Origin of the sequence: Methylocystis sp. H4A, assembly GCF_015709545.1 — a bacterium.
Classification (GTDB): domain Bacteria; phylum Pseudomonadota; class Alphaproteobacteria; order Rhizobiales; family Beijerinckiaceae; genus Methylocystis; species Methylocystis silviterrae.
The window spans coordinates 1-18,941 of sequence record NZ_JADNQY010000005.1; the positions used below are offsets into that span (position 1 = coordinate 1).

The window sequence follows — 18,941 nt, forward strand, 5'->3', positions numbered from 1 at the left end:
GCCGCTGTTCCAGAAATAGCCGGCGTCGACATAGTCCTGCGCCGTTGCGCGGTCCGGCTTTTCGACGAAAGCGTCGAGCTTGTAGACCTCGCAACACGACTCAAGCGGCGCGCCGGGGCGCAGATAGCCGTATCCCGTCGCGGGGCCGTCGGGCTTGACGCCGAGCGTGACGATATAGCCTTGCGCCGCCGCGGCGCTCGCGCGCTTGCACAGATCGACGAGGCCCGCCGTGTCGCGAACGACATGGTCGGCGGCGAGCACGACGACGACTGTGTCGGGCGCGCGGCGCGCGGCGAGGCCCGCCGCGACGGCGACCGCCGGACCCGAGTCGCGGCGCGACGGCTCCAGCACGACGTCGGCTTGCGCGCCGATCTCGCGCAGCTGGTCGGCGATGAGGAAGCGGTAGTCGAAATTAGAGACGACGATCGGCCGCTCGAACGCCGGGTCGGCCAGCATCGCCATCGTCGTCTGGAAGGTGGAGCGCTCGCCAATGAGCGGAATAAACTGCTTGGGAAGCGTCTCGCGCGACTCGGGCCACACCCGCGTCCCCGATCCGCCGCACATAATAACAGGCAATATGTTCATGTTGCTATCCGTTGACAAATGGAGCGTTCGATTGCGACCTCGGTTACGTCGCCCCAGACGAACAACGCGGTAAATCTGCATTGTCGACGGTGCGCTTAGCGCTGCTTCGAAGACTGCCTTACGAACCACTGGCTGAGCGAGATAGGTGGCCCGAGATTTCCGATTAAGCCTCTTGCATTCGCTCTTCCATGCAGTCCGCGACATGTTCAATAAACCAATGGTAAGATGACGCGAGACCCTCTTCCAGGGAAATCTCCGGCTTCCAACCGAGCGCGCGGATACGGCTTGAATCCATGATCTTGCGCGGCGTCCCGTCTGGCTTAGTCGTATCGAAGACGAGGTTTCCATCAAATCCGACAACTCGGGCGATAGTTTCGGCGATCTCGCGGATTGTAACGTCGAAACCGGCGCCGCAATTGATGTGTTCATATTCGTCGTAATGGTCGAGGCAAAAGACGACGCCTTTGGCGAGGTCGTCTACATGGAGGAATTCGCGCAGCGGAGTTCCGGTACCCCACACAACCACCTCGGGCGCGCCGCTGAGTTTTGCTTCGTGAAATTTACGAATGAGCGCTGGCAATACATGACTGGTCTGCAAATTAAAATTATCGTTTGGCCCATAAAGATTGCAAGGCATCACCGAAATATAGCGACGGCCATGTTGCCGCCGATACGCTTGGCAGGTCATGATTCCCGCGATCTTGGCGATCGCATACCATTCGTTCGTTGGCTCCAAGGGGCCGGTCATTAGTGATGACTCAACGATCGGCTGCGGCGCAAATTTGGGGTAGATGCATGAAGAGCCAAGAAATACCATACGATCGACGCCGGCCTTATGCGCGCCATGAATAACATTCGTTTGGATCGTCAAGTTGTCGTAAATGAAGTCCGCGGGATAAGTGCTGTTTGAGAGAATGCCACCGACTTTCGCCGCCGCGAATATGATAGCCGTGGGCTGGTTCGCTCGAAGCCAGAATTCGACCTCGGGTTGACGCCGCAAGTCGAGAATCGAGCGATCGACCTTGAGAACTACGCGGCCCTGCGATTCTAGTAAGCGTGTAATGGCCGAACCGACCATGCCGCGATGTCCAGCGACCCAGATGCGTTCTTCCATCGATCCAAACTCCCGTTTTAGTTATAGGTGATGAACTATTTTGTCGGCCCAGGCCTTTACTTCCATGGTGCAGGCTCTCTGCAACAGTTGCTCCCAATGGTCCAAGGCGATTTTCTTGCGGAGCGATCGATCAAGCAGCGCACGTGCGTTCCGGCCCATCTGTTCAAGACGGGGCCGGTCAGCCTTGAAGTCGCGGATCGCCTGAGCCAGAGCGCATCCGTCGCCGGGGGTGACGACCGCACCGCACTGATTGCGGCTCACGAGTTCGGCGATTTCTCCGGCAGGATCGGTCACTGCTATGGTGGGACGTCCGGCCGCGGCGATTCCGTAAAATTTGCTCGGTACGATGAGCCCTTCCATTGCAGGTAGAAGCGAGATCCAATGCACATCGGGAACAGCCAATGAATTCGCCAATTTATTCGCCGTTTGGTAAGGCCGAAATTGGAACATTTCGGCAAGCTTTCTTCGCTCAACTTCAGATTGCAAGGACTGAGTCAAATGGCCGCCGACGATACGCCGATAAAGAGAAAGCCGATCTCGGGCTGGTCGCGTAACAGTTCCGCTGCGTCGAGAAGGGTTGCATATTCATGCGCCCTTCCCAAATTTCCCGAATAGCCAATAACGAACTTGTCCTCAAGCCCCGAGGTCGCGCGCAGTGGATTACCTGCTCTCGGCAGAGGCGTGATCAATTCGTCCGGCGAGTCTTCATCTTCGCTTTCGTCTAATCCGCTAAGCCAACAGGGTTTTCAGCAAGAAGGGCTAGGCCAGAATAGTGGAAACATTTGGGCGCGCAACTGCCATGTGGGCCCGCCGGCGGAAACAGAAATCGAAGGCATGCCGTAGGCGTCATTTTGTCAGAGTTGCGCCAATAGCTTTCGCCTTGGGCTTATTCTCTCCCGACGCTCACATAGGTGAAGCCGCGCTTGCGCACGTCGCCCGGGCGATACACGTTGCGCAGATCGACGATGATCGGCTGCTTCAAGAGACTCCTGACCCGATCGAGATCGAGCGCGCGGAAGGCGTCCCATTCGGTGACGATGGCGAGCGCGTCAGCGCCTTCCAGCGCCGAATAGGCGTTGTCGTGGAAGGTGACCTCCGGCATCAGCGGACGCGCCTGCGCCATGCTCTCGGGGTCATAGGCGTGCACCTGCGCGCCGTCGCCGGCGAGCGAAGCGACGATGGCGAGCGAAGGCGCGTCGCGCATGTCGTCGGTGTTGGGCTTGAAGGCCAATCCGAGGAGCGCGATCTTCTTGCCGCGCACCGAGCCGCCGAGCGCGTTGATCACCTTGCGCGCCATCGCCCGCTTGCGCGCGTCATTCACCGCAACGACCGTTTCGACGATGCGCAGCGCCGCGCCTTCGTCCTGTCCGGTCTTGATCAGCGCCAGCGTATCCTTGGGAAAGCAGGAGCCGCCATAGCCCGGCCCGGCATGCAGGAATTTCCCGCCGATGCGCTTGTCGAGGCCGATGCCGCGCGCGACCTCCTGCACGTCGGCGCCGACCTTTTCGCACAGATCGGCGATCTCGTTGATGAAGGTGATCTTCGTCGCCAGAAAAGCGTTCGCCGCGTATTTGGTGAGCTCCGACGTGCGGCGCCCGACGAAGACCAGCGGCGGCGCGTTGAGCGACAGCGGACGATAGATTTCCTCCATCACTTCTCGCGCGCGCGGATCTTCGACGCCGATGACGACGCGGTCGGGGCGTTTGAAATCCTCGATCGCGGCGCCTTCGCGCAAGAATTCAGGATTGGAGACGACGGTGAAATCGGCGTCCGGATTGACTTCGCGCATGATGCGCTCGACCTCGTCGCCGGTGCCGACGGGAACGGTCGATTTGTTGACGATGACCGTGAATCCCTCGAGCGCCTTGGCGATGGTCTGTGCGGCGGCGTAGACGAAGGACAAATCCGCATGGCCGTCGCCGCGCCGCGATGGCGTGCCGACCGCGATGAACACCGCGTCGGCGCCTTTGACCGCCGGTTCGAGTTCGGTGGTGAAGGAAAGGCGGTTCTGTTCGACGTTATTGGCGACGAGTTCGTCGAGGCCGGGCTCAAAGATCGGAATCTCGCCGCGCTTCAGGCGCTCGATCTTATTCGCGTCGGCGTCGACGCAAATGACGTTATGGCCGAAGTCGGCAAAACAGGCGCCCGAGACCAGACCCACATAGCCCGAACCAATCATCGTAATGTTCAAGGAGATCTCCTTTCGCGACAGCCGGGCTGGCGAAGCGGTGGTAGCTTCAATGTTTCATCACAAGTAGTGAGCCGGCGCGTCGAGTCGATTATGATGCGTGCGGGCTTTGGGCGTCGCGGGAGAGCGCTGCGAGGATGGGGTCGAAACGTAAGCCTCCGACTTCGTCGAAGGGATTCGTCGAAACTGCAAGCCGGCTCCAGCGGATGAAGCGATTGCAGAGCGTCTTGTATGGACCGTAGTCTTTGGGTACGGCCTTCCATTGCGGGCCATGCTTGATCACATAGACCAATCCGCCGCCACCCGGCGGTCGTCGACCCGAGGCTTGCCGTCCGCCAGTGGAAAATACGGCGATATCCACGCCATCTGGCGCGCGCTGACCAACCCCTTATATAAAGGTAAGCGTGTTCTGCTCCGCCTTCAAAGCGATGATGACACCGGCGAGTCTGATCTCCTGATAAGGGGTAAGGCTTGTGTCCAGAGTTGATCATACGCTAGCCGGCGAGCGCCGCCTGATGTTCCGGCAGATCCGATTGCGACCGCGCGAGTAGCGCTTTCAGGGCGGCGTGCGTTTTCTTCTGCAAGAGAAGCGGCGTCCATGCCCGCAGGCAATCATATTCGTGACGTTTTCGCCACGTCGAAACAGATGCCCGAGTCAATTCGTCGCGGTCATCCAGCAAGCTCTGGACGACGCGCGCGCTCAGGCCGAACAAGTCGCCAATCGAGCCCTTCAAACAGCGCCGCGAACTGCGCGGGCGACAATCGCATGACGCCATCGCGTAAGCCGGGCCAAACGAACTTGCCGCCTTCGAGCCGCTTGTGCGCAAACACCAGCCCGGTTCGATCGAAGACCAAGAACTTGATTCTGTCCGCGCGTTTCGATCTGAACACGTACACGGCGCCGCTGAACGGATCGCGCCCGAACGTTTTCCTACACAAGAGACGAGAGGCCATCGTGTCCCTTGCGAAAGTCCACCGGCCGCGTGGCCAGGTAGATCGTCAGCGGCTGCCCGCCGAGCCCGATCATGACGCGGCGCGCGCCGCGCGGAAAATCCGCGCCAGATGCGCCTCACCCACGTCTCGTCCTACACGAATCAAGATGTCGCCAATCGCGACCTCGACGATACCGTCGTGCGGCGTCCGATGTGGATCATCGTCGACACTCAGCGGAACGAACGCAGGCGACGCGACATCATCCTTCGGCGCGGCCAAAAGACCACGCCGAAAGTGCCGGCGCCCATCGTAGATCTGCCAGCGCGTCGCTCCGTATTGGCGAGCGATATCGGCCACGATGGCATTCGGCGTCAGACTCTCGGCGGCGATCCGTGCCTTCTCCGCCTCAGAGCGTCGCCGACGGCCCGTCGGGCCGGCAAGCACCTCAATCCGTCCCGCGTAGCCTTCCTTCGAGACGCCCATTTGGGCGTCCATTTTGACGTCCCTGGTCATACAGCCACCCTAAAAAGCAGGGGCTTCTTCGCATGATCAGAAAATTTTCGGCAGAAGGGGATCAGCTAAGCGCTTACATCGCGGCCTGACCATGCACGTCAACAAAGTTCACCGTGTGACAACCATCGATCGCGTCGCCGCCGGTCTCGGCGAGAGCGTCGACTGGCTGTACGACGTCGCTATTGAAATGGATGCCGAGGACGGCGTGATCTGGGTCTACGGACTTGGCGAAGAACAGCTCATGGCGTTCACGGACTTCGGCATCGAGACGCTCGTCGACCTGATCAAAATCCACAAAGACGACCCCACGCTTGTGAAGCGTTGAGAGAGCCAAACCCTTCATCCCAGCGGCCTACGCCGGATGGCTATGACGAGCATAACATATTGAGCTGATGGCGAACATCGTCGCCATTTCCACGCAACAAAAAGCCGGATGGTACGAATGTTCCCAATGACGCCTTTCAGAATTCAAACGCAGCGTTAAACATGTGACGGAAGCGCCAGAGCTCTCCAGCCGCAAGATGGTTGCTATCCGAGTAGAGGGATCGTCCGTCGAGCAGAAATTCGCAGCGTCCCTGTCGGCATTGCACCTCATGTGGCGTTATAAAGCGGATATCGCCTCGCGCCCTGAAATGCGCGATTGCCGGGCCGAAGAACCGTTCGAAGTCCGCCTGATCGAAGAACGCCTGGCGACCGTCACGACGACCGAATGCGAGCTGACGACTTAGGATAGACGCCACGTCCCAGCCGGGAAGAGCGATCGGCCCGATCAGCACGACGTTCTTGCCCGAATGCCTGACTTCGTCGATGAGATCGTCCAGCGCGAAAATCAAAGCGGCGGAGCCATTGTTATCGAGCGGCTTGCCATCCGCGGAAACAAGAGCATTTGCGTCATGCCGCCAGTTGAGCCCGATGATCACCGTATTCAGACGCGGCAATGCGAGAACGCCATCCAGATTTTGCCTGGCGATCGCCGCGCAAGCCTGACTGATATTGGAGAGCGGGGTCGGAAGGCAGCCATTCGCGGGCACCAGTAGCCCGCGCCAGCCATGATCGGCAAGAATCGACGTCACCAATGGCGCATACATCTGCGCATGCGAATTCCCGAGGAGAACGGCGTCGGCGTCCTCCGGATTTCGCGACGGCAAATTCATGAGGCAGGCGCGCGACAGCCCGAACGGGACATATTGGAAAGTTGGACAACGGTAATTCGTATCGACAGCCTCGTTGATTGCTCCGGCTTCACGATCGAGCCGGGCCGGCAACCCGTCGAGGACGATGAGAGCGCCCGCGCATCCGGCGAGAAGGCAAACCCCGCCTCCCGTGATTTTCAGCACGGCGTTCAACGAAACTCGCTTCCTTCGAAACGGCGTCTCCACGTAACGCCACGAGCCGACCGCGCATGCCGTCGTCAACGCCAAAGCCGCCGCCGTTTCAGTCGCTGACAGATCCGTGACGAAATAGTATCGCAAGAGCACAAATATCGGCCAATGCCACAAATACAGCGAGTACGAGATCAATCCGACTGAAACCAGCGGACGCGATCCGAGCCATCGATTGGCGCGTGGAAAGCCGCCTCGTCCGGAAAGCGCCAAGAGCGCCGCGCCGACGACCGCCGGCGCGACTTCGGGTATATTCGATATTGGAGAAAAAGGATAGACGATCCCTGTGAATACGAGGATCAGGCCGATAAACGCCGCTACGCCGGCCTGCGCCGGACGAAACCAATACTGTTCCGGCAAAAGCGCAACGATCGCGCCGAGGCCGAGTTCCCAAACGCGCGTCGGCAGCAAAAAAAACGCGGGCGACGCGCCGCCGACCCGCAATGCGAGGACATTCAAGCCAAAAGACAATATCGTTAGCACCGAGACCGCGAGCAACATGGCTCGAGGCAAGTAGCGTACAAGCAATACAATGACCAACGGAAAAAATATATAGAACTGTTCCTCGACTCCAAGCGACCACATATGCAGCAATGGCTTTTGTTCGGCCGCGCGAGCGAAGTAATTCGTGTCTCTCCAAAAATATATGTTTGCTGTAAACGTCAGGGTAGCCAGCAAGCTTTTGCCGTAGCCAATCAAATCCGCTGGTAAAAGTATCAATGCCCCGATAATTGTCGTTGCTCCGAGAACGAGCAGCAAGGCGGGAAGAATTCGCCGAATACGCCGCTCATAGAAATAAAGTATTGAAAAATCTCCTGATTGGACCTCGTGATGAACGATCGATGTGATGAGAAAACCGGACAGAACGAAAAAAATATCGACGCCGAGATATCCGCCGGGAAGCGCCGTTCTGGAGAGATGGAACAGGATCACCGACAGAACAGCGATGCCCCGCAATCCATCGATATCGGCTCTGTAATTCAGGGGGTTCGAGTCCTCGCTTCCCCTTGAGCCCACTTCGGAGCCGATCCGGGAGAAAGCAGAACTTTCGAGCGCGCCGCCTTCACTCGCGATCATCGAGCGGACCTCTGTCTCTGTCTGGCCGGAAAGTAGTTGAGGCTACGCCAGGAAGGTCTGTCGCGCGCGCACCCTGCGCCGCCATTGTCACGGGCAGTCCACATACGCCGTGCAGAGATACACAAATTGGAAACGCGCCAAACGCTCGTTGAGACGCAAAGCCGTGCTCCGAATCACATTCTTCAACACGCCTCGCGCCCTCCCGCTCATATGTATGTCGAGATCCCGCCTGACCGTATTGACTACGACAGATCTGATATTGAGTCCGCTTGTCCGCAAAATATTTTCAAACGTTTCGCGTTGATAGAAATTTATATGACCGCAACGTCCGGTTACAGCCATCACCTTCCTGCAGTTTGCTGTAAGCTCCAAGGGAACCTCGATTACAGCCTGCCTGGAAATCCGCGCCAGCTCCTTCAGATACAGACGCTCGTGCTCGACGTGTTCGAGGACATGGATCGACAACGCCAGATCGAAGGTTTTGTCGGGAAACTCCGACTTGTATCCATCGAACTGAACGGCAGTCACATTTGGCAACGCACGCGCCAAAATTCGCTCAAGCCCGGAAGACAATATTTCGAGGCCGGTAATCGACCTGGCGAAATTTTCTTTCTGCAACAAGCCGATCACCGCCCCCCGACCGGCTCCGACATCGACAACCGAATCAAACTTTTTATCGCCCACCAGTGACCGAATATGATCGAGCGTGCCAATCGCCGTCAATTCCCGTTTCTTGTCCGGCGCGTCGGTGTAGTAGTTCTCGTAGAGTTCCTTGTAATGTGAGCTTAGCATGCGCCGCCCTCCTATTCTACATTCGAAGGATATGGCCGATCGGAAATGTTGCCGAGCGATTTCAAATATGTCGTCATTCCCGAAGCGCTCCCGGTTTGGCGGAGGCCATTTTGCTCGAGAGCCCGAAGAGCTTTGTAATGATCGCCTAGCATTGCCGATTTTTTCATTCGCCGCCCCGCAAAAAAAAGCAGCCGATATGTCGGGTCTACTGGCGCTCCGCCCTGGGCAGTTCTTTGATGGGTCGGGCCGGATTCCCCGCGACGACGGTCCAGGGAGGCACATCATGTGTGACCACCGAGCAAGCGCCGACAATGGCTCCCTCTCCAATCCTTACGCCCGGCAAAATTGCGGCGCCAAATCCAATCCAAACCTTGTCGCAAATCTCCACGGGCGCGACAGAGACATGCGTCCAGTCCTTTTTCCCCGACAACCAGTGCAGGACATCAACGCTCCTTTGGGAGAAGTCGAGGGCGTGCGAGTGATGATCGACGATCGTCACATTCCACGAGATCAGAACATCCGAGCCGATTTCAATCAGACGTGAGGCTGCAAGGAGGCTTTTCCCGACATAGGTTCGCTCGCCTATCGAAACGCGAGCGGCCTCCCGCTCCAATGACAGGTATCCGGAGAAGATCGAATTTTTTCCCAGCCGGAAGGCGCTCTGTTTCGCGGGAAAGAGCGAGAAGGATCGAATCTGGGCGCCGTCGCCGATATCAATTTCGCTATTTGTCCAGTGGAATCGGAAGCTGGCGTATCTCTTGCCGAGCGCGATTCTGAGTGCCATGAGCATCGCGTCTACACCTTTCTGCAAAGAAAGCTGATCAACCGGCCCGGGCGATGATCGACGATCGACAGAACGCGAAGCGCCGCATCGAAGATCGGCGGAACGCTTAGCGCTGCGCCGGCGACGCCGGAAAGCGGCCCCAGGCGTCGAGAAATTTCCGCGCGCAGGCTCTCGCGCGTATAGGGAGCGTAATTTACCACTGAGTCGAAAGACCGGAACTCCCGCTCGATCGTAAGACCTGCGCTCGTCAAAGCGGTCCGGTATTCGGCTCGCGAGAAAGCGTTCTCGCCACCATAGACGCGATGCAGCGGATGCGTTGCGAAAAATTCCTGCAACTGCTCCTGGCCATCGACAACGTGATCCCGCAAGGTGACAAGGACGCCGCCCGGCGCCAACACGCGAGCGATTTCGCGAGCGAAGCCGGCAAGGTCGCGGGCGTGGTGCAGAACCTGCCGCGCGACGATGACAGCCACTTCATCGTCGCCAAGCGGCAATGACTCGCCGGCGCCCGCGCGCACATCGATCGAAAGGCCGGTCTCGCCGGCGAGACGCCGGATGGCGCCTGCGCCCACAAGGGCGGAAGGGTCGGGCTCGACCGCGACGACAGTCCAGCCGTCGCGCGCCAGGGCATAGGACACAATGCCATTGCCAGCGCCGATGTCGACCGCGATCCCTCTCGCTGGCCCGCAAAGCCGTCGCACTTCGGTCCATTCCGGACTTGCGGCGTAGCGCGCCGCCGCAGCGGAAAGCGGCGGGTCGTAGTAACAGGCGTCGACAAGGTCCTTTTGCGCGGGATCGTCGATCAGCGACCGCACGGCGTCTTCCCATGTCATTTGGCGCGTTTCGCCCATACTTTCCACCATTCGATTATCGCCGGTTTTCCCGGGATCGTAAATTTTGCGACGGGTGCGGTCGAGATCCAACAGGACGTGTCGATCGTATGAACCTCCGCGAACGACGAGCGCCCCGTCATCCTCACCGGGGACGGCGCTTTTAAATCATTTTCCAATAGTATTTTCATTCACGACCTTCTTTAATCACATCGCTTGACCGTCTATGGCTGCGCGCGTGACGGCGAGAAGAGCTGTGGCGTGTGCGTCGATACGCTCGTTCTGATTGCGGATGAGTTCCGCAAGCGCTGGGCGTGGCGGCGGCGGCGTACGCGCGCAATCGAGTAGCGCCTGCGCGGCGTCATCGACCGACAGCGGATCGAAAAAGCGAGCGTGAGGCGCCTGCTCTCGATGGATGGGGATATCCGACAGTACGAGCGGCGTTCCGAACGCCTTGGCCTCCTCGATTGGCGTCGACCAGCCCTCGAAACGCGACGGATTGATCAGGCGCTCGCAGCAGCCGGTGAGGCTCAGCACGTGATCATAGGGGATCAGCCCAAGATAGCGGAAATGGCCGGCGACTCCCGCCTTGCTCGCTTTGCTCATGAGCTCCTCGAAATGACGGGGATGGCGCGGGTCCTCCGGCCTGCCGGAAAGAATGATCGGCGGAATTTCGTCGAACACGCCGGCGGCTCTCAACTTCGCCAGCGAGTCGATGACGACGCCGTGGTTCTTGTGGCGCCAAAACTGGTTCGGTAAGTAGCAGAAACGTTCCGGCAATTCGTATGCGGCGCGCATTTCGTCCCCACGTCCGAGGTAGCGGGCGATGTCGAGCGGAATGGCGAAACGGACGACATGACCGCGCCCCCGCGCACTCGGATAAAAGCGTTCGAGATCGTCGCGCGCGGTCTCGCTTGAGAGCATTATCGTGCGCCCCGCCGCGATCTGCGCGCGGAAACCCAGATTACGCCGCCAACGATTGGCGTGCGTGAACATCTCCGGCATGTGGGCATGCTGGAAGTCCGGCATCCAGGAGATGACAGGGATCGGGAAGCGCGCTCCATAGAATGCCGCCGTCTCAAAGACGACGTCGATGCCGTTCGCACGCAGGATCTTGGACAGCGGAGTGTCTTGTCCTTTAAGAAGCGCACCGACGAGGCTTCGTCCGCGGCCCGATTCGGCGATCGCAGAGTCGACGATGATGCCGCCGTCTACGAGCGCCAGGAGTTCCGCGCCGAATTTCTCGTTTTCGTCGGGAGAAAGAAAGACGCTGGCCTGCAGCTCGTTATTCATGCGGCTGCCGATGAGGCGCAACGTATTCTTGAGGTACACATGCCCTCCCGTCCACCCTCCCCGGCCGATGAGCGGAAACGCTACACGCAGCAAAGCTCAGCTCCTTCCCGGATTGTGGTGCGATGCCTTGATCCACGCGACCGTCGCGCCAAGTCCGGCATCGAGAGGGACCGTGGTGCGAAAGCCCGAGACGCGGGCAAGACTATCATCTCCGACGAGGTAGACGGGATCGCCGGGACGACTCTTTCCGGAGAAGGCAAACCGCACGCCGGGAAAGTGCATCGACAGATGGGCGCTGAGTTCGCGCACTGTGGTCGGCTTGCCGGAGCTGCAATTGATGGCCGGCACCGAGGAAGAGGCAAGAGTCATGGCATCGAGCAGCATCGTGGCAGCATCGGCGATCTCGACGAAATCGCGCTGCTCGTTGCCAGTGCCACCTAGCGTAATCTGCCGCTCGCCGCGCATTAGACGATTAACCACCTCCCAGATGAGTTGCTTGCGCAGGCCGGGGCCGTAGATGGAGAAGAGCCGCAGCGTCGCCGCCCGGAGGCCGAACTGGCGGGCATAGCCGCACGCCATCATCTCGATCATGGCCTTGTGCGTACCGTAGGGCGAGACCGGCGCGTAAAGGGAATCTTCGCGGATGGGGCCAATGTGACCAGCGCCATAGACAGCCGCACTGGATGCGATTATGAGCTTCGTCGCAGGCGCGTTGGCCCGGATCCATTCAAGGACGCGCTGGGTGGCGACGACAGTGCGCTGGAAGTCCTCGGCTGGCTGTTCAATCGAGTTACCAACATGTGAGCCGCCGGCGAGGTGAATGATCGCGTCCGGTGCACCGTGTTGCTGCACGAGGGCAGATATATTGTCGGGTGAGATGTCGCCGTTGAGCCAGGCATCGATGGCGGGCAGCTCCGCATCGCCCGACCAAGCACCATGGCCGAGCCCGCTGACGACGTTGCCGCGCCCACGCGCTATGCGCACGACATGACGACCGATCGCACCGCGCGCTCCGGTTACCAGGATGTGCAAGCCCTTGGTCAATAAAGGACCGTCTCATTGCCGGAAATTAACGCAAGTGTGATGTGTCGACCTTTCATTTGGAGTGTGAAATTCTTGTCGCCACACCTTACGTCGGCATTAGACGTTGCCGCATCTTCTTGCCAGGGATCTACAATCATGACGACACACTCATTGGCCGATGTTTCGACGCGGCGAATAAGTGGGCGCCTAGAATTCCAAAGAACATGTGCCGGCTCGTCCAGGACCAGCTTTCCGCGGCTAATTTGTTCAGAAAGAGAAGCGACCCGAGCGAGCGAACTCATGAATAACGGCAACCGTCGATAAGGCGCGCTATCAATAGATTTGAACTGCGGCTCATAGCCAAAAAGCGCCAGACCTCTTGCGCCGCTAAAAAAAGGGACAATGGCCATTGCCTCGACAAGGTAAGGGTCGACCTCGCGGCTGCCTTCAAGGAGGCTTGAACCATGATACCGCAGCCAAACATAAGGATAAACAGGCCGATTACCGCGCGAGCGCAAGTAATTTTCTTCCACATTTGCAGCCATATAATAGACAGAATCCGGTTTATTATAAAAAATATAAATACTAGAAATATAAAAATCTACATAATTATCAATATATTGCCAGATACGCTCATCAGAGCTGTGTGAGCCGTCGATCTGCTTCGCTGTTTTCCCCGCGATACCCCAATAATCACGCCGAAAGGCTTGTGGTCCGTAAATACCAACTTTGGCGTCGGGTCGTTGCTCTTTCGCCCATTTCAACGGCAATGCAAACCAACTCGCCCATTCGCTATAATAGGCTTGTTGAAACTCGTCAAACGACCCCGTATTCGACATGGCGCGAGTAACCGGATCTGCCCAAGCCTTCGTCGCGTCCTCCTCGTATCCAAGCTCGATATCGTGAATGAATATTCTGTTTTTATCAGCAATATCAATATTGCGCCGAACAATGCGCTCGAATTGTGGTGGCTTTGCCCATGGATTATGAGGGCGATTCGAAATCAACGGATACATATTCTCCTTCTGATTGTTTGGGTAGTCAGCGTAAGAATTGATTATTGTCACCGGCTCGAACCCGCGAGCATATGCTTGTTGTTTGTTAACTTCGCCGGTTCCGTCGCCAACACTCCAAAACAAACGCAAATCGCCTCGCATATGTACACCCGGTACATTGCTCCACGTTGGATATTGCTCGGAACCCGGCTCAACGAATCCCTGCCCCCATACAAATGCATATAAAGCAATATAACAGACAACGAACGCGCTGAGCGAAGATATTATAATGCGTAAGAATTTAGATGTTCGCATTTTCTTGAATCCCCCGAGATTGCGCCGGGCAGCGCGGCTCCTATCGTCGTTTAGATCAATGCTTGGAAGGCTTGCCATTGGCGCTCTTTAGAATAATGCTCTCGAATCATGGCGTAGCCGGCTGCAGCTAAATCGGCCGCAGCGGAAGGTACGGCTAGGAATTTTTTGACAGCGGCAACCGCCTCGTCAATCGAACTATACGTCGCCATCGTCTTACCCTGAGACATGCCTTCAGGGTAGTTGCCCGCATCAGACAGCAACAGTACGCCACAACCCATTGCCTCCCAACAACGCATATTGCCTCGATCTGCTCCTGCCATGTCTATGGCTCCATTTATAACAATCTTAGCTCGTGACAGGCAGGCATAAAGATCGCGGCCAAATACTGGGGGGGCTTCCACAGCACGAATGTCTGATGGCCGTCGGTATTTCCTCAATGGGCCTATTGCGCCCATTGGCGACTCGGCCAACCGCAGAAATTTTGATGAGCTATCGATGTGATATACAATATCATATCTGTCCCTGAGTTTCGCAACAGCTTCGAGAACGCCCGCGCGTTGTCGATGGTTCCGCGAATAGGAACCAATGAAAACGACATCAACTGGGCGCTCTATAGATCGCGCATAAGCATCCATCTCAGGATCATGAGCCGGAGCAAAATAGGCGGTCCTCCAACCAATTTTGCGATAGCTCTCGTTAATTGAAGGAAAGTTTGAGACGATGAGGTCATAGGCGCTAAAGTCAGCACTGCCCGAAGGGGCCGCACGCCACGCAATCGCGTGTTTCACACAGCCAGGTAGCTTTTGGATGAAACTCGACGGATAGCGAACAGGGTCAAGATTGTAAAAGACCTCCGTCCGATGCGCTTCAATCTGGCTTAAGAGAACCTCTTCAATCGAAGCGTCTGACCTCATTCCCTGCTCGCGCGCCCACGCCCGCTGCAGGTTCTGGTCGTCGCCGTTGGTAAAAAAAGACTGAGAATCTTCATCAAGCACGGGCTTGAGAAGGTGCGAGGCGCCATAGCGATCCGCCAAGACGATTCGGCGTTGGTCTGCGAAGCTTAATGCTGGGCGGGCTAACTTACGCAAACGACGCACATAGGCCGGCATGAGGCCAGAATTTTGAAAAAGGCGCATTGAACTGCCGCCTACCCGTTTAGCTGATAGATCTTTTTTTGAATCTATCCAAGTCGATAGGGCACTTTAACACAGTGCGAACAGGTCTACAGCCCTCGTGCGCCGCACCAACCATCTCTTGTGAACGATTGCGCGAGTTTCCTAAGCGTCTCGGTGGCTGAACGCTAGGCTGCGCGGTGAGACATAGTGTCAAGAGCATAAAGAATGCTTCGGCGCCCCATATAGTTCCAGATAACGACACAGCTACGAATTGCTGAATAAGGAGCGTTGCCAGGAGCGGATGCTCCTCATTGTAAAAGACGAGCATCTTCTTCCCAGATTGAATGACCATGGTGCCCAACATGCCAATGCCTGCCAGACCAAGCGCCATCGCGACCTCGATAAAAAGGTTATGGGGATAATCGCCAACACCAAGGGACGGATCGCGATAATGCGCACCCAGAATTGGTTCTTCGAGGAACGCGTCGATAGCGAGCCTCTGAGCGACAAGTCGCACCCCGCTGCTTCCGCTCGTCTCGAAGCCTGCGCTAAAGCGTTCGACGACATTCGCAATCAATCGATTATCCTCGGACATGAAGAATGGCAAAAGGAGAATGACTGGCGCAATGTACAATAGCCGTCTTACGCGAGCTAAAAAGAACCACCCTAAGCTTATACCCAAGGCTAGAATTGGCCCCCGTGAGTTGGCTAGGAGCACCGTTACAGTCGCCAACACAACGGCATTCCCGTAGATGAGGGTCGTCAATAATCTACGACGAGTTTCTATCAATAGAAAGACGGAGCAAATGGCCACCATGCCGGCGGTGTGGCCGAGCGAGATCGGATTGAGCCCTTCGAACATTAGGCGGTTCGAGTCATACTCACTGTTAGCCCATGGATTGTATGCCAAGCCAAGATAATAACCCGCGAGAGCCAAAACCACTGCGATCGTTCCACCTATGATCGTCCACAGTCCGAAAGTAGAGTCATCAACTCCCGTCAAACCCGCGCGCATTGATGCCAGTGTCGGCGTCACTACTACGACGACAAAGAACAGAAAGGCCTTTTCGGCACCAACGATCTCAGCAAATTGCCAATCGTATACAAGACGGCAGCCATAGACGAAAAAGAATGCCAACGCCAAACTATCAATCTGCCCTGCCCCCCGGGCTCGGATACTCATCACAATAATCACGAGAGCAAGAACGAGAACGAATGCGCGATAAGGATAACTTAACATTGTCGAGTCCTGGCCCGCATACATCGCGATCAAGGCAACGATAGGATACCCGACCAGCATAAGGACCCGAAGTACGATACCAAGTCGTTTCAAACGCGACATTGACGTCCGGCGCTCCACTCCTAGAGGATGTTAGGAACTTACGGCGAGTTTAGCGGCGTTCTTGAGCATGATGCAAAGTGTTCGCGCGCCGCTTCAAGGATCGCCGGGCGCTGACCGCTTTCATCGGTCTTTCTGGCATGCCCTATGACAGCGGCAGCTCAAGGCGCGAACAGGGAATTAGCAAGAACGGCAATCCGCGCGTGAGACGGCTTCTCGGCCAGCTGTCGTGGCGCTGGCTCAACCTCCAGCCGCAAAGCGTTCCATATGGTTTCACCAACGCGTCAACGGCGCCAAGGGGCAGATCAAGAATGTCATGATCGTGTCGCTCGCCCGCAAGCTGCTCGTTGCCCTTTGGCACTTCGTCGAGACGGACGAGATCCCGGAAGAAGTGCGCCCTCTTTGGTTGCCCGAAGCCCAGACAAAAAGGACATGTTGATGGAAGTCCATACTTCCCGGATACGAGCTTGCAGGTCGAGTTTGGTCTGAACAGAGGAGAACCAGCCAAACCAGCCTCGGATTATCGTCGGAGCAAACGCACGCAGCACATCCTGCCCCATCGCAGAGGAAAGACGACGCATCCAGAATCTTGCTTTGACTTTCAAAGCCCCATACGAGCCCAACCAGAACTGCAACAAAATCGAAGAATGATCATGCGGCGAGACCGCAATCGCTTGTTTGCCGAATTAAGCCTCTCGTCAAGCGTGCGTCCGTCAAGGCTCGAATGTGGGTGCCCGATTGTAGAAGGCCAGATATCTAGCAATTGACGCGCGCGATTTATGGGGCTGGGCCCTAAGATCAGTTGAACAACATTCTGGATCATCTTCTTAGGGATGCGGCCTTGCGCGCGGCCACCCGCACCAGATTTAAAATTGGTCTTGGCAGCCTCTTACGTGCGGCCTCCCACAAATTGGTCATGATGCGCCAGCAAAAGATTTTCAGCGCGAGGTTTCCATTGCGCTTCGCTAGTATTCCGACCCCTGTAGACGCCATGATATAATTTAGAGGAGGTGCATTGACTATCCGAACCAAGGCGAAAGCCTCGGCACCAACGTGAACTGAACCATTGCGCCAATGGGCGAGCTTAACCCAGTCTTGCTTTAATCCATCCACATGACAGCAGTACAACTCCTCAGGGCTCGTACTCTTGCTTGCGTCGAAAACATTTTGATATTCATCCTGAACACGATTAACGGTGACTGTTGCGCATGTGCTTGTAGCGAAGCAAGCCAGCCTCGGTGCCGCCTCAAACTTGCCACTGGCAATGTCGCTGGCGAGAAACGCCTCGAAACGATTGGGATTTGTGATGTCAGTGCGTGATTCTAGCAGATTTAAAGCGACATTTTTTCGATAGATCGACGCGCTCACCTCCCAAGGATAGCGCCAATATTCGCCGCGCGCTTCCCGCCAGTGCCAGGTGAGGACTCCGTCGCTCTCATCCACGCGTGGCAGAAAGTTTATGTTCCCGCCGAGGCGGAGGCTGAACCCGAAAACATCCGGGTTTCTTTGTAGGATGCTTATACAATCATTGAGATCAAAATATTCCTTGAATACGACATCATCACAGCCAAAGAGAATAAAGTTCTCGGACATGCGAACTGCCCGCAGCAGATCGTCTCCAAACTGCGTTTCGTGCACCCAATTGATGCCGGGATGTTGGGCAATTATTCGATCATAACTGATGCCTAGAGAAGTTGCGGTCAGGCATGTAATAAACTGCGGCTTGACTCCACTATAATATATTAAGCTTTCCAAATAAGCTTCAAGTTGCAGCGGCCGATCCTTCGAAAAACAGATGACACTTAGCATGCGATGGGTTCAAGCCTCTCTTGGAATTTCTGGTGCGGCTCTTGGAGCCCGGTTCGAAATTCAGACCGTATCATAGCAAACTCAGGAAAGTGATCTACAAGAAACAGCTCAACCAATTTTCAATCAGGCTCTATGGTAACCGCTGTTTTCGGGCCACGTCTTTGAGTGCGACCGGCTGCGCGTAGGCCCAGGGCATGAGGTCGTCGAGTTTGCTGGCGAGATGGCCGTCGACGATCTTCATCAGGACGTCGGCCATATAGGGCTGCGGATCGACGCCATTGAGCTTGCAGGTCTCGATAAGCGAGGCAACGATCGCCCAGTTCTCAGCCCCGCCATCGGAACCCGCGAAGAGAGCGTTCTTCCTATTGAGGGCCATCACCCGTTCATTCTGCCCATGTCGGTCAGGAATTGGAAGTCCACTACCGATGGCATCCATATTGCGGCAGCAAGGTTCTGGTTCGTCGGGTTGAGCAGCGTGCAACTGGCTCATTCCTTCAAGTACAAGGGCCGACCGGCGTCGTGATTTCTATTGCCGGCTGGATGCTTGATCCCGTGGTTTGCGCCGGCATGGTGATCGGCGTGCCGCGCGTTGACGTGGCCGCGCTCGTTGAGCTGCAACGCCAGTTGAAAGGCGCGGTCAAGGCCGCAGACTCCCGGAGCGATGTCGCAATCGTTCCGGAGGAAAACAATGCAGTCTCTCGAGACGCCGTCGGCGGCGACGGGCCGACAGATGAGTTTGTCGTTCGAAGACAACAAGTTGGATGGCCTGCAGTCCCCCGAGCGGGACAAAATCGTCACGACACTCGCTCAAATCCTCATGCAGGCCGCGGGCCTCAGCGTCGAGGAGCTTGAAG

18 protein-coding genes and 2 pseudogenes are annotated in these 18,941 nt (G+C 56.9%); 2 read left to right on the forward strand and 18 right to left on the reverse strand.

From position 1 onward, the window contains the following. From IYW40_RS00100 to IYW40_RS00135, 7 genes and pseudogenes are all read right to left on the reverse strand, one after another. Nucleotides 1-585 (reverse strand): sugar phosphate nucleotidyltransferase (locus tag IYW40_RS00100; RefSeq protein WP_196398953.1); only part of this gene is annotated, 585 nt, incomplete at its 3' end. 163 nt (nt 586-748) lie between these two features. Next, on the reverse strand, nt 749-1,699 hold the full coding sequence (locus IYW40_RS00105) for a GDP-L-fucose synthase (RefSeq protein ID WP_196398954.1): 951 nt from the start codon (nt 1,697-1,699) through the stop codon (nt 749-751). Between the two features lie 21 nt (nt 1,700-1,720). After that, nucleotides 1,721-2,197, reverse strand: a complete 477-nt coding sequence (locus IYW40_RS00110; protein ID WP_196398955.1) for a glycosyltransferase — start codon at nt 2,195-2,197, stop codon at nt 1,721-1,723. Continuing rightward, on the reverse strand, nt 2,194-2,388 hold the full coding sequence (locus IYW40_RS00115) for a hypothetical protein (protein ID WP_196398956.1): 195 nt from the start codon (nt 2,386-2,388) through the stop codon (nt 2,194-2,196). The genes IYW40_RS00110 and IYW40_RS00115 overlap by 4 nt, the downstream gene beginning before the upstream one ends. 197 nt (nt 2,389-2,585) lie before the next feature. Continuing rightward, the gene (locus IYW40_RS00120) at nt 2,586-3,890 is read right to left on the reverse strand and encodes a UDP-glucose/GDP-mannose dehydrogenase family protein (RefSeq protein WP_196398957.1); all 1,305 of its coding nucleotides are present in this window, start codon (nt 3,888-3,890) and stop codon (nt 2,586-2,588) included. A 193-nt stretch (nt 3,891-4,083) separates the two neighbouring features. Beyond that, nucleotides 4,084-4,217: pseudogene (locus IYW40_RS21445) on the reverse strand (transposase); the annotation flags it as partial. Nucleotides 4,218-4,910: 693 nt separating this feature from the next. Beyond that, nucleotides 4,911-5,315, reverse strand: a complete 405-nt coding sequence (locus IYW40_RS00135; protein ID WP_246720552.1) for a transposase — start codon at nt 5,313-5,315, stop codon at nt 4,911-4,913. Between the two features lie 109 nt (nt 5,316-5,424). Between IYW40_RS00135 and IYW40_RS00140 the strand changes: the two genes are divergently transcribed. Next, a complete protein-coding gene (locus tag IYW40_RS00140; protein ID WP_196398960.1) occupies nt 5,425-5,658 on the forward strand; it encodes a hypothetical protein in 234 nt (77 codons plus the stop codon). Between the two features lie 136 nt (nt 5,659-5,794). On the opposite strand, the gene IYW40_RS00145 is transcribed toward IYW40_RS00140, so the two are convergent. The 9 genes from IYW40_RS00145 to IYW40_RS00185 all read right to left on the reverse strand — a co-directional run bounded on the left by IYW40_RS00145 (nt 5,795) and on the right by IYW40_RS00185 (nt 16,281). Beyond that, the gene (locus tag IYW40_RS00145) at nt 5,795-7,792 is read right to left on the reverse strand and encodes an acyltransferase family protein (RefSeq protein ID WP_196398961.1); all 1,998 of its coding nucleotides are present in this window, start codon (nt 7,790-7,792) and stop codon (nt 5,795-5,797) included. An 87-nt stretch (nt 7,793-7,879) separates the two neighbouring features. Beyond that, the gene (locus IYW40_RS00150; RefSeq protein ID WP_196398962.1) at nt 7,880-8,584 is read right to left on the reverse strand and encodes a class I SAM-dependent methyltransferase; all 705 of its coding nucleotides are present in this window, start codon (nt 8,582-8,584) and stop codon (nt 7,880-7,882) included. A 205-nt stretch (nt 8,585-8,789) separates the two neighbouring features. Continuing rightward, nucleotides 8,790-9,368: an acyltransferase gene (locus IYW40_RS21980; protein WP_196398963.1), complete on the reverse strand. Its 579-nt coding sequence runs from the start codon at nt 9,366-9,368 to the stop codon at nt 8,790-8,792. Nucleotides 9,369-9,379: 11 nt separating this feature from the next. After that, nucleotides 9,380-10,201 carry a class I SAM-dependent methyltransferase gene (locus IYW40_RS00160; protein WP_246720553.1) on the reverse strand — a complete coding sequence of 274 codons (822 nt, stop codon included), beginning with the start codon at nt 10,199-10,201 and terminating at the stop codon, nt 9,380-9,382. A gap of 204 nt (nt 10,202-10,405) precedes the next feature. Beyond that, nucleotides 10,406-11,530 (reverse strand): glycosyltransferase, encoded by a 1,125-nt coding sequence (locus IYW40_RS22165; RefSeq protein ID WP_196398964.1) that lies wholly within the window; start codon nt 11,528-11,530, stop codon nt 10,406-10,408. A 57-nt stretch (nt 11,531-11,587) separates the two neighbouring features. After that, complete coding sequence (locus IYW40_RS00170) at nt 11,588-12,535, reverse strand: NAD-dependent epimerase/dehydratase family protein (protein WP_196398965.1); 948 nt, start codon at nt 12,533-12,535, stop codon at nt 11,588-11,590. Further along, nucleotides 12,532-13,902: a hypothetical protein gene (locus tag IYW40_RS00175; RefSeq protein ID WP_196398966.1), complete on the reverse strand. Its 1,371-nt coding sequence runs from the start codon at nt 13,900-13,902 to the stop codon at nt 12,532-12,534. The genes IYW40_RS00170 and IYW40_RS00175 overlap by 4 nt, the downstream gene beginning before the upstream one ends. Continuing rightward, a complete protein-coding gene (locus IYW40_RS00180) occupies nt 13,875-14,960 on the reverse strand; it encodes a glycosyltransferase (RefSeq protein ID WP_196398967.1) in 1,086 nt (361 codons plus the stop codon). The genes IYW40_RS00175 and IYW40_RS00180 overlap by 28 nt, the downstream gene beginning before the upstream one ends. 19 nt (nt 14,961-14,979) lie before the next feature. Then, entirely contained in the window at nt 14,980-16,281 is a 1,302-nt protein-coding gene (locus tag IYW40_RS00185; protein WP_196398968.1) for an O-antigen ligase family protein, read from the reverse strand. A gap of 226 nt (nt 16,282-16,507) precedes the next feature. Here IYW40_RS00185 and IYW40_RS00195 point away from each other — a divergent pair, with 226 nt between their 5' ends. Beyond that, nucleotides 16,508-16,717, forward strand: coding sequence for a hypothetical protein (locus IYW40_RS00195; protein WP_196398973.1), 210 nt, complete (start codon nt 16,508-16,510; stop codon nt 16,715-16,717). A 380-nt stretch (nt 16,718-17,097) separates the two neighbouring features. Here the strand turns inward: IYW40_RS00195 and IYW40_RS00200 are convergent, their stop codons facing one another. Together IYW40_RS00200 and IYW40_RS00205 are read right to left on the reverse strand one after the other, a co-directional pair. Beyond that, a complete protein-coding gene (locus tag IYW40_RS00200) occupies nt 17,098-18,087 on the reverse strand; it encodes a hypothetical protein (RefSeq protein WP_196398970.1) in 990 nt (329 codons plus the stop codon). Nucleotides 18,088-18,217: 130 nt separating this feature from the next. After that, nucleotides 18,218-18,469: pseudogene (locus tag IYW40_RS00205) on the reverse strand (transposase domain-containing protein); the annotation flags it as partial. Nucleotides 18,470-18,941: the final 472 nt, after the last annotated feature.

Coding starts and splice junctions, on each gene's coding strand:
- IYW40_RS00105 (WP_196398954.1), bottom strand. CDS start 1,699: ATGGAAGAACGCATCTGGGTCGCTGGACATCGCGGCATGGTCGGTTCG.
- IYW40_RS00135 (WP_246720552.1), bottom strand. CDS start 5,315: ATGGACGCCCAAATGGGCGTCTCGAAGGAAGGCTACGCGGGACGGATT.
- IYW40_RS00140 (WP_196398960.1), top strand. CDS start 5,425: ATGCACGTCAACAAAGTTCACCGTGTGACAACCATCGATCGCGTCGCC.
- IYW40_RS00145 (WP_196398961.1), bottom strand. CDS start 7,792: ATGATCGCGAGTGAAGGCGGCGCGCTCGAAAGTTCTGCTTTCTCCCGG.
- IYW40_RS00150 (WP_196398962.1), bottom strand. CDS start 8,584: ATGCTAAGCTCACATTACAAGGAACTCTACGAGAACTACTACACCGAC.
- IYW40_RS21980 (WP_196398963.1), bottom strand. CDS start 9,368: ATGGCACTCAGAATCGCGCTCGGCAAGAGATACGCCAGCTTCCGATTC.
- IYW40_RS00160 (WP_246720553.1), bottom strand. CDS start 10,201: ATGACATGGGAAGACGCCGTGCGGTCGCTGATCGACGATCCCGCGCAA.
- IYW40_RS00175 (WP_196398966.1), bottom strand. CDS start 13,902: ATGGCAAGCCTTCCAAGCATTGATCTAAACGACGATAGGAGCCGCGCT.
- IYW40_RS00180 (WP_196398967.1), bottom strand. CDS start 14,960: ATGCGCCTTTTTCAAAATTCTGGCCTCATGCCGGCCTATGTGCGTCGT.
- IYW40_RS00185 (WP_196398968.1), bottom strand. CDS start 16,281: ATGTCGCGTTTGAAACGACTTGGTATCGTACTTCGGGTCCTTATGCTG.
- IYW40_RS00200 (WP_196398970.1), bottom strand. CDS start 18,087: ATGCTAAGTGTCATCTGTTTTTCGAAGGATCGGCCGCTGCAACTTGAA.